This window comes from Amycolatopsis sp. NPDC047767 (assembly GCF_040704195.1).
Taxonomy (GTDB): domain Bacteria; phylum Actinomycetota; class Actinomycetes; order Mycobacteriales; family Pseudonocardiaceae; genus Amycolatopsis.
Genome location: NZ_JBEYSJ010000005.1, coordinates 296868 through 311552 on the forward strand (window position 1 = coordinate 296868; position 14685 = coordinate 311552).

Below are 14685 nucleotides of genomic sequence, written 5' to 3' on the forward strand. Positions count from 1 at the left end.
AGCGGGTGTGCCCGATGTGAGCGTTATCCCCGAACGGGTCACGAGCGCCGGGACCGGCGGCCCGATATGGTCGCTGACCATGCGTGCTGTCCGCCGGTTCACCGTCCGAGCCAGCCTGCCGGAATCGCTAGCGGGCCTTGGCGCGCTCGCGACGAACCTGCGCTGGACGTGGCACCCACCGACTCGCGACCTGTTCGCGTCGATGGACGCCGAGCTCTTCAACGCCATCCGCGACCCGTTGCGGATGCTCACCGCGCTGCCGCCCGAGCGTCTCGAAGAGCTGTCGGTGGACGAGGACTTCCTGCGTCGCACGCGCGAAGCGGCGGCGGGGCTGGAGCAGTACCTCACCGAGCCGCGCTGGTACCAGCGGCGTACCGACGAAGGCCTGCCCGCGGCCGTCGCGTACTTCTCGATGGAGTTCGGCGTCACCGAGGCCCTGCCCAACTACTCGGGCGGCCTCGGCGTGCTCGCAGGCGACCACCTGAAGGCGGCTTCGGACCTCGGCGTGCCGATGGTCGGCGTCGGGCTGCTCTACCGGTCGGGCTACTTCCGCCAGAGCCTGTCGCTCGACGGCTGGCAGGTCGAGCACTACCCGGTGATCGACCCCAACGCGTTCCCGCTGGAGCTGGTCACCGACGGCGGGCACGCGGTGCTCGTCGAGGTCGCCATGCCGGGCGGGCGCACGCTGCACGCGCAGATCTGGCGCGCCCGCGTGGGCCGCATCCCGCTGCTCCTGCTCGACACCGACATCGAGACCAACGACGAGGACCTGCGCCCCGTCACCGACCGGCTCTACGGCGGCGACGCCGACCACCGCATCCGCCAGGAGATCCTCGCCGGCATCGGCGGTTTCCGGGCCGTGCGGAAGTTCTGCGAGCTCACCGGCCACCCACAGCCGAACGTCTTCCACACCAACGAGGGCCACGCCGGGTTCCTCGGCCTCGAGCGCGCCCGCGAGATCATCCAGGCCGACCGGCTCGGCTTCGACGAGGCGCTGCCGGCCGTGCGCGCGGGCACGGTGTTCACCACGCACACACCGGTGAGCGCCGGCATCGACCGGTTCCCCGTCGACCTCGTACAGCGCTACTTCTCCGACGGCCGGCTCGTGCCGGACATCGACGTGCGCCGCGTGCTGCAACTCGGCGCGGAGGACAACCCGGGCCTGTTCAACATGGCCCACATGGGGCTGCGGCTCGCGCAGCGCGCCAACGGCGTCTCCGAGCTCCACGGCCGCGTCACCCGGCGCATGTTCTCCCGCCTGTGGCCCGGATTCGACGACGACGAGGTGCCCGTCTCGTCCATCACCAACGGCGTGCACGGGCCGACGTGGGTCGCGCGCGAGCTGAGCGCGCTGCTGGGCGGCAACCACGACGAGTTCGGCCACGAGGGCCGCACGCCGGACAGCTCGCTGCGCGACGGCGTCACCGACCAGCAGCTGTGGGAGCTGCGCCGCGAGCTGCGGGAGAAGCTCGTGGCCGAGGTGCGCCGGCGCGTGCGGGCGGCGTGGATGCAGCGTGGCGCTTCGGCGCTGGAGCTGGGCTGGACGGAGCGCGTGTTCGACCCGGACGTGCTGACCGTCGGCTTCGCCCGCCGCGTGCCCACGTACAAGCGCCTCACGCTGATGCTGCGCGACCCCGACCGCCTGCGTGCCCTGCTGCTCGACGAGAAGCGCCCGATCCAGATCGTGATCGGCGGCAAGTCGCACCCCGCCGACGAGAACGGCAAGCAGCTCATCCAGCAGATCGTGCGGTTCGTCGACGACCCCGCCGTGCGCCACCGCATCGTCTTCCTGCCCGACTACGACATGTCCATGGCCCGCTACCTCTACCGCGGCTGCGACGTGTGGCTCAACAACCCCGTGCGGCCGCTGGAGGCGTGCGGCACGTCGGGCATGAAGTCGGCGCTCAACGGTGGCCTCAACCTCTCCATCCGCGACGGCTGGTGGGACGAGTGCTACGACGGCTCCAATGGCTGGGCCATCCCCACCGCCGACGGTGTCACGGATCCCTTGCGCCGCGACGACCTCGAGGCCGCCGCGCTCTACGACCTGCTCGGCCAGCAGATCGCGCCGCTCTACTACGACAAGGACGCTTCGGGCGTCCCCTCCGGCTGGCTGTCGATGGTGTGGCACACGCTGGAAACGCTCGGCCCGCGCGTGCAGGCCTCGCGCATGGTCCGCGAGTACGTGGACTCCGGCTACCTGCCCGCGTCGCGCATGGTCGCCGCCGCCGTCGGCGACGGCTACGCGGGCGCCCTGTCGCTCGCCGACTACCGCACCAAGCTCGAAGTCTCCTGGCCGCGCGTGCGGATCTTCGACTCGGAGCTGCTCTACGACCACTCCTCACGGTTGGTCGTCGGCACCGAGGTCACCGTCCGCGCCCGCATCGACCTGGCCGGCCTGAACCCGTCCGAAGTGGACATCCAGGCCGTCGTCGGCCAGGTCGGCGACGGCGACGAACTCACGGACACCGTCACGGTCCCGATGCAGGGCGACGGCATCGGCGCGTTCTCCGCGTCCCTGCGCCTGCCCCGCGCAGGCTCGGTCGGCTACACGGTGCGGGTGCTGCCGAAGCACCCCCTGCTGGCGAGCCCCGCGGAACTGGCCCGCGTCGTCCTCGCCTAGTGCCGGCCCTGATCGCCCCCACCACCCGGCTGCACCGAGCCTGGCTCGAAGCGCACGCCGAGTGGGGCCCCGGCAGCCACGAAGACGGTTTCGGGCTGGTGCCTGCCGATGAGGTCGGCTCGCCGCCGGGGTTCGCGACCTGGGTGGCGCGGCTAACCGGCGAGTCGGACCGGGTGACCTACCGGTGGCTCGTCGAGGACGACCGGGTGCTCGGCGGAATCGCGCTGCGGCACGGGTTCGACGACGTCGTCCGCGACGTCGGCCACCTCGGCTTCGGCATCCGGCCCTCCGCTCGGTGTCGCGGGTTGGCCGCTTGGGCGCTGGGCCGCATGGTCGACCAGGCGCGTGGACTCGGGATGGACCGCGTGCTGCTCGTCTGCGAGGCCGGCAATGTCGCTTCGGCGAGGACGATCGAGCGCCTCGGCGGTGTCAGGGAAGAGTGCCGGGACACCGAACACGGCCCGGTGCTGCGTTACTGGATCCCCCTCGGCGAATCCGGCCCGTGAGCCCCTGAGCCGTGCTACGGCACCGCCGGCGAGCCACCCTCCACCACGGGCAACCCAGCCTCCGCCCAAGCCCGGAACCCACCCTCGAGATCCGTAGCGTTCTTCAACCCCAGCCGCTGCAGGTCCGCCGCGGCCAGGCTCGACGAGTAGCCCTCGTTGCACATCACGATCGCCGTCGTGTCAGGAGTCACACCGTCGAGCCGCCAGTCGCTGTCCGGGGCGAGCCGCCACTCCAGGTGGATCCGCTCGACGACCACGGCGCCGGGGATCTCGCCCTCGGCGGCGCGGTTGGCGTGCGGCCGGATGTCCACGATCAGCGCGCCTTCGGCCTGCAGCGAAGACGCGCGCTCCGGCGAGGCCCGGTCCAAGGAGGACCGGGCGCCGGCGAGGAAGTCGTCGATCGAGCTCATCGGCCGAGTATGACCGGCAGCGGCGGGATTTCGCCGGGCACGTCGGCCAGCGTCGCGTATTCGCGCGTGGGCACCAGCGGCGGCGAGTACGCGTGGACGCTGGCGGCCGGCTGGTCGCCGAGGCCGGTGACCTGGTGCGCCCGCCCGGCGCCGAAGCCGATGCTCTCGCCCGCCGTGTGCGTGCGGCGCCGGATCGGGCCGCCGGGATAGCGGTATTCCTCACCCAGCTCGCCCTGCAGCACGGTGAACGAGCCGGCCGCGCCACCGTGGTCATGGGGCTTCGTTTGCTGGCCGGGCAGCCACGACAGCAGCCACAGCTCCAGCCCGTCGGTGAGCGCGAGCCGCGCCCACCAGCGGCTTTCCTCGTCGAAGCGCAGCACCTCGCGCAGGCTGGAGGTGAGCTCGGTGGTCACGGTCTTGGTGAGGTCGGCCAGCTCACGCGGCGTCCACAGCAGCCGCTCGGGCTGAAGCAGCTGCGCCAGCAGCGGATCGGTCAGCCGGGGGTGGATCTCGAAGTCGGGACGGGTGATCGACGTGGTCAACGCGGGTGCTCCTCAAACGGGGGTGACGGCTGGCAAGACGGCACAGCGCGGCACGAAACCCGCGTTCAGCAGGCGCGCCGCGCTCGCGTACACCCGCACGAGGCCACGAGGAGCAGGTCGATCGTGCGACGGCGCCAGAACGAGCCCCGGGCTGCGGGGACGGTGGCGGACGCGGACCTGGACACGTCACCGATCGTGCCACAGCTCGCACTTTGTACGCTGCTTCGTCCCATCCGCTGGACGTCGGCGCGGGGTCACACGCGCGCGGGTGCGTTGTCAACCCCGGGCGGGTGCGGACGCGCGCGCGTGGACGGCCACAATGGGCCCGTGAGCGAGCCGATCCTGCCCAGCGACCTTGACGACCTCGTGGTGCGGATGTCCGGTGTCGGCGTCCGCCGGAGCGGAAACGACCTTCTCGCGGACCTCGACTGGAGCGTCGAACTCGACGAACGGTGGGTCGTGCTCGGGCCCAACGGCGCGGGCAAGACGACCCTGCTGCGGCTGGCCGCCGCGGAGCTGCACCCCACGGCCGGCACCGTCGACCTGCTCGGCGACCGCATCGGCCGCGTGAACATCTTCGACCTGCGCCCCCGCATCGGGTTCACCTCCGCCGCCATCGCCCAGCGCATCCCGGGTGACGAGCGCGTGGAAGACGTGGTGGTGAGCGCCGGCTACGCCGTGATGGGCCGCTGGCGCGAGGCCTACGACAGCCTCGACCTCAACCGCGCCGCCGAGCTGCTCGGCACGCTCGGCATCGCGCACATGGCGAAGCGCACGTTCGGCACGCTGTCCGAAGGCGAGCGCAAGCGCGTGCTGATCGCGCGTTCGCTGATGACCGACCCGGAGCTGCTGCTGCTCGACGAGCCGGCGGCGGGTCTGGACCTGGGCGGGCGTGAGGACCTCGTGGCGCGGCTGTCCGACCTCGCGATGGACCCGGACGCGCCGGCCATGGTCCTCGTCACGCACCACGTCGAGGAGATCCCGCCGGGCTTCACCCACGCGCTGCTGCTGCGCGACGGGCACGCCGTGGTCGCGGGCCTGATGGACGACGTGATCACGAGCGAGAACCTGTCGAAGACGTTCGACCAGGACCTGGTGCTGCAGCGTTCGGGCGAGCGGTTCTTCGCCCGGCGCCGGTAAGTTCGGGCGTACCGGCCGGTAGCCTGCCGGCATCCGTCAACGAGGAGGAAGTCGCGTGGGAGAGTTCGTCAACCTCGAGGTCGAGAACGGCGTCGGCACGATCCGCCTGAACCGGCCGCCGGTCAACGCGATCAACAACCAGCTGCAGACCGAGCTGGCCGAGGCCGCGCGCGAGGCGTCGAACCGCGAAGACGTGCGTGCGGTGATCCTCTACGGCGGCGAGAAGACCTTCGCCGGTGGCGCGGACATCAAGGAGATGGGCGACCGCACCTACCCGGAGATCTCGAAGTTCGGGGCCGAGCTCACCGCGTCCTGCTCGCTGGTCGCGGCCATCCCGAAGCCGGTCGTCGCCGCCATCACCGGCTACGCCCTCGGCGGCGGCCTGGAGTTGGCGCTCACCGCCGACTGGCGCGTGGCGGGCGACAACGTGAAGGTCGGCCAGCCGGAGATCCAGCTCGGCATCATCCCGGGTGCCGGCGGCACGCAGCGGCTCTCGCGCCTGGTCGGCCCGAGCAAGGCCAAGGACCTCATCTACACCGGCCGGTTCGTGAAGGCCGACGAAGCGCTGAAGCTCGGCATCGTCGACGAGGTCGTCGCGCCGGACGACGTGTACGCCGCCGCGCACAAGTGGGCCGCGCAGTTCGTGAACGGTCCCGCCGTGGCGCTCAAGGCCGCGAAGGCCGCCATCGACTCGGGTCTCGACGTCGACCTGGCGACCGGCCTGAAGATCGAAACGCAGCTGTTCACGGCGCTGTGGGCCACCGAGGACCAGAAGAACGGCATGAAGTCCTTCATCGAGAACGGCCCCGGCAAGGCCACTTTCGAGGGGAAGTGACCGCCGTGACCGACCCGGCCCCGAACCCGCACGCCACGGCCGACGAGGTCAAGGCGGCCTACGCCGACCCGAAGCTCGCCAACGTGCTCTACCACGACTGGGAAGCCGGGACGTACGACGAGAAGTGGTCGATCTCGTACGACGAGCGCTGCATCTCGTATGCCACCGACGTGTTCAACGCCGTCGCGGGCGAGGACGGCCAGCCCTACACCCACGCGATGGAGCTGGGCAGCGGCACCGGGTTCTTCCTGCTGAACCTCATGCAGGGCGGCGTCGCGAAGAAGGGTTCCGTCACGGACCTCTCGCCGGGCATGGTGCAGGTGGCGCTGCGCAACGCGGAGAAGCTGGGCCTCGACGTCGACGGCCGCGTGGCCGACGCGGAGCGGATCCCGTACGAGGACAACACTTTCGACCTCGTGGTGGGTCACGCCGTGCTGCACCACATCCCCGACGTGCGCCAGGCGTTCGGCGAGGTGCTGCGCGTGCTGAAGCCGGGCGGGCGGTTCGTCTTCGCGGGCGAGCCGACCAAGGTCGGCGACTTCTACGCGCGCAAGCTCGGCCAGATCACCTGGTACCTCACCACGCGTGTCACGAAGCTGCCCGCGTTGACCGGCTGGCGGCGTCCGCAGTCCGAACTGGACGAATCCTCCCGTGCGGCGGCTCTCGAAGCCGTGGTGGACATCCACACCTTCGACCCGTCGGAACTCGAGGGGATGGCGCGCGGCGCCGGGGCGCAGGATGTGCGCGCGGTGACGGACGAGTTCTCGGCGGCTCTCGCGGGCTGGCCGATCCGCACGTTCGAGGCGGCTGTCCCGCAGGAGAAGCTCACGGTCCGGTGGCGCATGTTCGCCTACCACCTGTGGCTGCGGCTGTCCGCTTTGGACAAGAAGGTGCTCTCGAAGGTGCTGCCGCGTGAGCTGTTCTACAACGTGATGATCACCGGGACCAAGCGGCCTTCCTGAATTGGCCTACGGTTTCTCGCTCGACGACGTCGCCTTCCTGCGCTCCGCCGCGGGACGGGCGGCGCTCGCCGACTGCGCGGCGCTGCCGCTGACGGACGCTTCCCGCATCGCCGACGTCGCCGCCGTGCGCCGCTCGGTGGGGGAGCGGTTCGCCGCGGCGGTGCTGGAAACGGTGGTGCTGCGGCGGAAATCGGCTTCGAAGCTGTCTCATGCGGACTCGTGGCTGTTCACGGGCGACGCGTTGCAACAGGCGAGCGCGACGGCGGTGGCGCGGCACCGGGCGTCCCGGTTGGCCGGCCGCGACGTGCACGACGTGACGTGCTCCGTCGGCGCCGACCTGGTGGAGCTGGCGCGGGTCGCTTCTCGGACGTTGGGGTCCGATGTGGATCGCGTACGGCTGGAGATGGCGCGGCACAACGCTTCCGCGGCTTCGGTCTCGGTCGGTGTGGTGCAGGCCGACGCTCTGCGCCCGGTCAGCCGGGACACGGTCGTGGTCGCCGACCCGGCCCGCCGCGACTCGGCCGGGCGGCGCACGTGGAAACCGGCGGACTTCCTACCGCCGCTGGACGAGCTAGTCGACGCCTACGGCGGGCGGACGTTGTCGGTGAAGTGCGCGCCGGGCCTGGACTTCGCCATCGCGCCGTGGGCTTCGGAAGTGGAGCTGGTCTCGCTCGACGGCGCCGTCCGCGAGGCCTGTCTCTGGCGGGGCTTGGAGGGTGGTGTCTCCCGTCGGGCCACGGTGCTGCGCTCGGACGGTACTCAGTGGACGGTCACCGACACCGATCCGGACGACTTGCCTGCGCAGCCGCCGGGGGAGTGGATCATCGACCCGGACGGCGCCGTCGTGCGTGCCGGCCTGGTCCGCCACTACGCGGCGCGCCACGGCCTGTGGCAGCTCGACGAACGCATCGCGTACTTGACCGGTGACACGCCGCCGCCGGGCGTGCGCGCCTTCCGCGTGCTGGAACACGGCCCGTACAGCGAAAAAGCCCTGCGTGCCACGCTGAAGCGCCACGGCGTCGGCCGCCTGGAGATCCTCGTCCGCGGCCTCGACGTCGACCCGGACGCCTTGCGCCGCCGCCTGAAACCACGGGGCAGCGCGGAGTCCACTGTGGTGCTCACGCGCATCGGCCGGTCGCCGGTGGCCTTCGTCTGCCGCGCCGAACGCATCCCTTCGGAGGGTTCTCCTGCCGCCTGAGGTGGCGTAGATTGCGGGCGCACTTTACCTGAAGTTCACTTGGAGGGGTTCGCCGTGTCCCGTTTTCCCGTTTTGCTCAAGCTCGCCGCCGCGGCGGCGATCGGCGCCACCGTCGCGGGTGGTGCGACCGCGCTGGCCGGCTCCGACGCGGTGACGGCCGCCCACGGTCGGGAGCCGGCGAACATCGGCCAGGTCAAGAACGACGTGAAGGCCTACTACGGCGACTACCTCGACGCGTCGGGCAAGCACCACTACTCCGACTCGAGCAGGTTCGTCACCGACACCAAGCGGGTCGTGGCCGACGCGAAGCGCTACCTCACGCAGAAGCTCGGCAAGGTGAAGAACCCGGCCATCGTGCTCGACGTCGACGACACGTCGGAGGTCACCTACGGCTGGGAGGCCGACAACGACTTCGGGTTCGACCCGGTCAAGCAGCAGCAGGCGATCGACAACGGCACATTCGTGGCCAACAAGCCCGTGCTGGAGCTGGCGAACTGGGCCGCGCAGCGCGGTGTGAAGGTCTACTTCCTGACGGGCCGCAGCACCCCGCAGGGCCCGCAGTCGCTGAAGAACCTGGCCAACGAGGGCTACCCGGCGCCGGCGGGCGCGTTCTTCAAGCCGGCCGGCACGGCGCCGGACTACCTGCCGTGCGGCCTGACCTGCACCACGATCCAGTACAAGTCGGGCACCCGCGCCCACATCCAGGCGACGGGTGCCCACATCGTGCTCAACCTGGGCGACCAGTTCAGCGACCTCGAGGGCGGCTACGCCGACAACCCGGTCAAGCTGCCGAACCCGATGTACTACCTGCCCTGACGGCCTCTCCCGGCCTGGGCGTCCTCAGTGGACACCCCGGCCGGGCGGCCGGTCAGCCGTTGTAGCCGGAGAAGATCTTCGAGAACTCGTAGGGCTGCTGGGAAACGTTGGTGCAGCGGTAAAGCGCTCCGTTGCACGCGTTCGCGTCGCGGCCGGCCTCCCAGAACGACAGCATGCCGAGGTGCACGCTCTTCGCGAAGTTCACCACGGCGGTGGCGTCCTTCTGGTAGAAGATCTCGTTCTGCGAGTCGTTGACGCCCAGCATCGGCGTCAGCCCGACCTTCTTCCACGCGGCCGCGTCCGACAGCCCGAAGATGGACTTGAGCTGCGCCTGCGTCGCCTTGGCGGCCGAGATCGCCTTCGCCCCTTGGTCGCCCGCGCCCTGGTAGTAGTCCATGGCCATCACGTTGACCAGGTCCAGGTTCACGCCCGCCGCCTTGGCCGCGTTGACGACGCCCAGGCCGTTGCTGTCGAGCCCGTTGGGCAGCACCGGCAGCGTCAGCGAGATCTTCAGGCCGGGATTGTTGTTCTGCACCGTCTTGAGCGCCTGCGACCGCCGCTGGATCGACGCCGTGTCGGCCACCGCCGCACCCTCAATATCGAGGTCGATGTACTTGAGGCCATACGCCTTCACTACCGCGTCATACTCCGCCTCGAGCGACGATACACTGCTGCACGCCTGCGCCAGCTCAATCCCCGACGCCCCACCGAACGACACCTTCACATCACCCCCGCCCGACCGGATCTTCGCGATCTCACTCGCCTGCCACGCCGAGCGCGGGTCGTACGCGTTGAACCAGCTGGCCTTGCACCCGGCGCCCGTCACGAACCCGAGCGTGAACCCCTTCACCCCACCCTTCGACGACATCGTCGAGAGCACCGGCGTCGGCCACGCCCCCATATCCACATACGGCGCCACCGGCGCCGGCGACCCGGCCGCCGCCGGCACCGCGGGCGCCGCACCCGCCGGCGCAGCCAACCCGGCGGCCACAGCCGCCAATCCACCCAACGCAGCAATCAACTTCCGGGGAGAGGGGAGCCTCATGGTGAAACCTCCACAGCGGGGACCTGGAGAGCGGGGAAACCTTGTCCAAATGGTATAGACCAATAATGTGAGCCGGGCCATAGGCCATTCGGATGCCACGCAGTCCCGATCACCGGCAACGCTGCGGCTGACCTGCGCTTTCCGTGGGTCTTGCCTCTCCGTTCGCCTTCGCCCGCAACTTCGGCCGGCCGGCCACCGCGGCTCTCCCCGAGCTCCCCCGCTCGACTCTTCGCCCGTCGAGCCCCCTTGACTCCTCAGAGTCCTTTCCGGTCATCCACAACCCGACATCAGATGTGGATAACTCCCGCTCACGCCGGTTCCTGTCGGTACACCCCGGTAAAATGGATCATGGGCGGCCCCCGGGAGGGTGGGCCCTTGCCAACGCGCGGGTTGCCGCGTCACAAGGCACGCCACCGACCGCGAACGAGCGCAATTTCCACCGCTCGCCAAGATCCCGCCTCCAAGCACATATCGCCGTGGCACCCCGCGCGATCTCCGCTATCCAGGAGCCACACCGCCTGCGACCTTCCCCGAGCCACGATCGCACTGCCCGCTGACCACCGCCGAGCACCCCACACGGCAGCTCGACGCGCCACCAACAACTCGCCCCCGACCAACGCGATCGCCGCCACCCGTTCCCGTCAGCTCCGCGAACTCCAGGCGCCACCGTCATCTGCACACCTCAACCGGCATCCCGCAAGCTCCACAAGGCGGCAGTCAACTGTCCATCGCAACCGTCATTCCGCAAGCCCGACATCGCCGCCGCGCATCGAGCATCGCGCGACTCCCGCAGCACCGCCGTCAACCGAACTCCCCAAGCGGCATCGCGCAAGCCCTACATCGCGCCCGCCAACTGCGCACCGCGACCGGCATTCTGCAAGCGCCACACTGCGGCCGTCAGCGCGATCCGCAACCGACACCCTGCAAGCCTCGCAGAGCGGCCGTCAACTGCGCGCCGCAACTGGCATCGCGTAAGCCCCACACCGCGGCCGTCAACGCGACCCGCATCCGACATCCCGCGAGCTCCCAATGCGCTGCCATCAACCGAACACCCGACCGGCCGCGCGCCCCGCAGCGCCGCCGTCAACTGCGCACCGCATCGGGCATCGCGAGAGCCCCGCATCGCGCCCGCCAACTGCGCACCGCAACTGGCATCGCGTAAGCCCCACATCGCGGCCGTCAACGCGACTCGCATCCGACATCCCACGAGCCCGACGGCGCTGGCATCCGCCGAACACCCAACCGGCATCGCGCGAGCACCACACTGCGGCCGTCAGCGCAACCCGCATCCGACATCCCTCGAGCCCCACAGCGCTGCCGTCAACCGAACTCTCCAAGCGGCATCGCGCAAGCCCTACATCGCGTCCGTCAAGTGCGCACCCCAGTCGGCATCCCGCGACCTCCGCAGTGCGGCCGTCAGCGCGACCCGCATCCGGCATCTCGCTAGCGCCACAGCGCTGCCGTCAACTGCGCACCGCATCCGGCATCCCGCGAACCTCGCAGTGCTGCAGGCAACCCAACTCCCCAACCAACCTCACCCAACAGCGAGCGCAGTAACCCCCGAGACATACCGCCCACCCTTGACATCCCCCAATGGCACCAACCGCGGCAGGTCCAGCGCCTTCCCGTCCTCCACCGTCGACAGCAGCAGCGGCCGCCCGCCCACCGAAGCCTCCGCCAGCGTCACCGCGGCCCATAGCCGCCCGACCCAACGGCGACCACCGTCTTGTCCGACGTCGGCAGCACACCGGCCAGCAGCAGCACCAGCGAAAGCCCCGGCCCCGACTCCGTGTGCGTCTGCTGCCCCGCGTCCGACCCGAACTTCGCCGTCACCGTCCGCCGCGGCAGGTGTGCGAGCAGCTCCGGCGGCAGAGTCACGACGCGCCGCCCCACCGTCACGCGCACCGCGCGCGTCGCCGAAGCAGCGTCGGACACAAGCACCGTCACCGACCGTACGTCCGTCACCGTGCGCGAAGCGTTGCGGTCGCCCGGCACCGTCAGATCCACGCCATGCCGGCCCGTCCGGAACACCGCCGGGTGATTGCCGAACGACGGATCCAGCTCCGCCAGCGCGAACGTCACGGCGTGGTTGGTGCCGCGAACCGTCACCGTCACCCGCAGCATCGTGTTCTTGCCCGGCGGCAGCATCGGCGACAGCCCCGTCACCACCTGGTCCAGATCCGCGCCCGCCAGCTCGGCCGCCGAGAACGACCGCGGTTTCGCCACCGCGCCGCCCACGCTCACCGACGTCGTGGCCGACGCCACCCCCGCCGCCCCGAACGCCGCGACGACCACCGCAAGAACAACGACGAGCCTGCGCATCCGCGCCTCCCTCGACCGGTTCCGTCCGCACTCGCGGACGCGCGGGCGAAGTTTAGCCGCTTTCCCGGAGTTCGGCGCCGACTCGGCGCGCGGCCACCGCCGGCCGCCGTCGCCGCGAAACGGCGACACCCCCGAGCACCACCACCATCCCCACCACCACGCGCGCCCCGATCTCCTCGCCCAGCACCACGGCACCGAGCACCACCGACACCACCGGCAGCAGATACCCGACGGTCGCCGCCGCCGTCGGCCCCTCATCGGCGATCAGGCGGTAGTTCAGGTAGAACGTCACACCGGTCCCGAACACCCCGAGCACCACCACGGCCACCACCGACAACACCGTGACGTGCGGCGACAACGACGCCGAACCAACCGGCAACGCCAGCGCACTCAGCCCCGTCGCCGCCAGCAACTGCGCGGCCGACAACGCCAACGGCTCCGTCCCGCGACCCACGAGCTTCCGACCCATGTACGCGTACGCGACCGCGTAACTCACCGCCGCCCCGAGCAGCGCGAGCGAACCCCAGCTCGCCAGTCCCGCCCGCGTCCACGGCGCGAAGATCAGCAACGTCCCCGCGAACCCGATCAGCAGACCCGCCAGCCGCATCGGCCGGATGCCTCGCTCGACACCAAGCGCGAGGCCGATCAGCAGCGACCACAGGGGAGTGGTCGCGTTGAGCACGCCGGCCACCCCGGAGTCGACGGTCCGCTCGCCCACCGCGAACAACCCGAACGGCACCGCGTTGCACAACAACGCCGCCACCGTCAGCCGCCCCCACGTCGTCCGGTCGCGCGGCAGCTTCTGCCGCGCCGCCACCGCGAGCCCGAGCAACACCAGGGACCCGAGTGCGCACCGGACCACCGTCACGACCACCGGCGCAAAGCCTTCGAGGGCGAGTTTGATCCACAGGAACGTCGAGCCCCACAGCACGGCCAGCGCCGCCATCCGCACCAATGTGCCGCTGCCCGACATCCGCGCTCCCCCTGGTCGATTCGCCTTCCACGCTGCCAAAGCCCGATCGACAGGACAAGTGAAAGATCTTGGACGAATCGTTAAGGAGAGCTGGACGATGTCAGCCGACGCCGCGCTCCTCCAGATACTGCTTCCCGACCTTCTTCGGCACCCGGCACAGCCACCCTTCGACGAGGGCTTCGTCAAGCGTCGCCAAATCGATCTCGGCCAGCCGAACGAGCACCGCCGGATACCCGTCGAAATGCGGCGTGGTGAAGAAAACGCCCGGCTCGTCCACCAGCAACGCCTCCTTCGCCCCGACATCCGGCACCCGCACCGCCAGCACGTCGCCCTCCGGCGCCGCGTCCCCGAGCGCGTCCAGGTCGGTCTTGCGCAAGGGCCGCTCCCACGCGTACGCCTTACCCTTCACACCCCACGACCGCGCATCCCTCTTGACGACCAGCTCCGTCCCCGGCAGCCGCGCCCCGAGCCGCGCCACGTCCTCCCAAGTCGCCATGCCGCCCAGGCTAACTCGCCCCGCTCCGCGCGGCGCCCCTTTTCACCCGCCCACCAGCCACTCACCCCTCACAGGCGAATACCGTCGCCGCTCAACGACGAATCGCGCGGCCGGTCGCCACTGACCGGCGAACGTCGCAACCTGTCGCCGCTCACGGGCGAACGCCGTCGCCACTCAACGACGAGCCGCGCGACCCGGTCACTAGACGGCGAATGGCTCGAGACGTCGCCATCAAACGGCGAGAGGCGTGACCCCTCGCCCCTCAACCATGAACGTCGCAACCCGTCGCCACTTGCCGGCGAACGCCATCGCCGCTCAACGGCGAGCGCCCGCGCGACCCGTCGCCACTCACCGGTCAGCGCCGTAGCCGCTGAGCGGCTGCGCGACCCGTCGCTGCTAAGTGGCGAATAGCGCGACCTGTCGCCACTGGCGGGCGATTGCCGTCGCCTCTCAACGGCGAGCCGCCGCACGACCCGTCGCCACTCACTGGCGAACAGCGCGACCTGTCGCCACTCGCGGGCGAACGCCGTCGCCTCTCAACGGCGAGTGGCAGCAGGCGCGATCGTCACGTACTGCTGGGGTCGGTCTGCTGACCGCCGCGGGCAACCCGGCGGCGGGACCCGTTGCCACTGAGTGGCGAATCGCGTGACCGTCGCAACCCACTGGCTAATGCCATTGCCGCTCAACGGCGAGCGGCTGCGCGACCCGTCGCCCCTGAGCGGCGAATCGCGCTACCCCTCGCCACTCACGGGCGAACGCCGTTGCCAGTGAACGGCGAGCGGCCGCCCGACCCGTCGCCGCTGAGCGGCGAATGGCG

Annotated in this window: 13 protein-coding genes; 7 read left to right on the forward strand and 6 right to left on the reverse strand. The window is 70.5% G+C overall.

Annotated features, from left to right (window positions below):
* Positions 1–79: 79 nt before the first annotated feature.
* The gene (gene glgP / locus AB0878_RS12405; RefSeq protein ID WP_366579194.1) at positions 80–2623 is read left to right on the forward strand and encodes an alpha-glucan family phosphorylase; all 2544 of its coding nucleotides are present in this window, start codon (positions 80–82) and stop codon (positions 2621–2623) included.
* Positions 2623–3129, forward strand: coding sequence for a GNAT family N-acetyltransferase (locus AB0878_RS12410; RefSeq protein WP_366579196.1), 507 nt, complete (start codon positions 2623–2625; stop codon positions 3127–3129). Before glgP ends, AB0878_RS12410 begins: the two co-directional genes overlap by 1 nt.
* Positions 3130–3143: 14 nt before the next feature.
* On the opposite strand, the gene AB0878_RS12415 is transcribed toward AB0878_RS12410, so the two are convergent.
* Together AB0878_RS12415 and AB0878_RS12420 are read right to left on the reverse strand one after the other, a co-directional pair.
* Positions 3144–3539, reverse strand: coding sequence for a rhodanese-like domain-containing protein (locus AB0878_RS12415; RefSeq protein ID WP_366579198.1), 396 nt, complete (start codon positions 3537–3539; stop codon positions 3144–3146).
* Positions 3536–4081 carry a cysteine dioxygenase family protein gene (locus AB0878_RS12420; RefSeq protein ID WP_366579199.1) on the reverse strand — a complete coding sequence of 182 codons (546 nt, stop codon included), beginning with the start codon at positions 4079–4081 and terminating at the stop codon, positions 3536–3538. The genes AB0878_RS12415 and AB0878_RS12420 overlap by 4 nt, the downstream gene beginning before the upstream one ends.
* A 327-nt stretch (positions 4082–4408) precedes the next feature.
* Between AB0878_RS12420 and AB0878_RS12425 the strand changes: the two genes are divergently transcribed.
* From AB0878_RS12425 to AB0878_RS12445, 5 genes are read left to right on the forward strand one after another with little or no spacing between them, the layout of a single operon-like run.
* The gene (locus AB0878_RS12425) at positions 4409–5221 is read left to right on the forward strand and encodes an ABC transporter ATP-binding protein (RefSeq protein ID WP_364055729.1); all 813 of its coding nucleotides are present in this window, start codon (positions 4409–4411) and stop codon (positions 5219–5221) included.
* A 55-nt stretch (positions 5222–5276) separates the two neighbouring features.
* Positions 5277–6056, forward strand: coding sequence for an enoyl-CoA hydratase-related protein (locus AB0878_RS12430; RefSeq protein ID WP_366579201.1), 780 nt, complete (start codon positions 5277–5279; stop codon positions 6054–6056).
* The gene (locus AB0878_RS12435) at positions 6053–7018 is read left to right on the forward strand and encodes a class I SAM-dependent methyltransferase (protein WP_366579203.1); all 966 of its coding nucleotides are present in this window, start codon (positions 6053–6055) and stop codon (positions 7016–7018) included. The genes AB0878_RS12430 and AB0878_RS12435 overlap by 4 nt, the downstream gene beginning before the upstream one ends.
* 1 nt (position 7019) lies before the next feature.
* On the forward strand, positions 7020–8216 hold the full coding sequence (locus tag AB0878_RS12440) for a class I SAM-dependent methyltransferase (protein WP_366579205.1): 1197 nt from the start codon (positions 7020–7022) through the stop codon (positions 8214–8216).
* Positions 8217–8270: 54 nt separating this feature from the next.
* Complete coding sequence (locus AB0878_RS12445) at positions 8271–9032, forward strand: HAD family acid phosphatase (RefSeq protein ID WP_366579207.1); 762 nt, start codon at positions 8271–8273, stop codon at positions 9030–9032.
* Positions 9033–9084: 52 nt separating this feature from the next.
* On the opposite strand, the gene AB0878_RS12450 is transcribed toward AB0878_RS12445, so the two are convergent.
* The 4 genes from AB0878_RS12450 to AB0878_RS12465 all read right to left on the reverse strand — a co-directional run bounded on the left by AB0878_RS12450 (position 9085) and on the right by AB0878_RS12465 (position 13868).
* Positions 9085–10023, reverse strand: a complete 939-nt coding sequence (locus AB0878_RS12450; RefSeq protein WP_366579209.1) for a chitinase — start codon at positions 10021–10023, stop codon at positions 9085–9087.
* Positions 10024–11760: 1737 nt separating this feature from the next.
* Complete coding sequence (locus AB0878_RS12455; RefSeq protein WP_366579210.1) at positions 11761–12399, reverse strand: hypothetical protein; 639 nt, start codon at positions 12397–12399, stop codon at positions 11761–11763.
* A 52-nt stretch (positions 12400–12451) separates the two neighbouring features.
* Positions 12452–13372, reverse strand: coding sequence for a DMT family transporter (locus AB0878_RS12460; protein ID WP_366579212.1), 921 nt, complete (start codon positions 13370–13372; stop codon positions 12452–12454).
* A 100-nt stretch (positions 13373–13472) separates the two neighbouring features.
* A complete protein-coding gene (locus AB0878_RS12465; protein WP_366579214.1) occupies positions 13473–13868 on the reverse strand; it encodes an MmcQ/YjbR family DNA-binding protein in 396 nt (131 codons plus the stop codon).
* Positions 13869–14685: the final 817 nt, after the last annotated feature.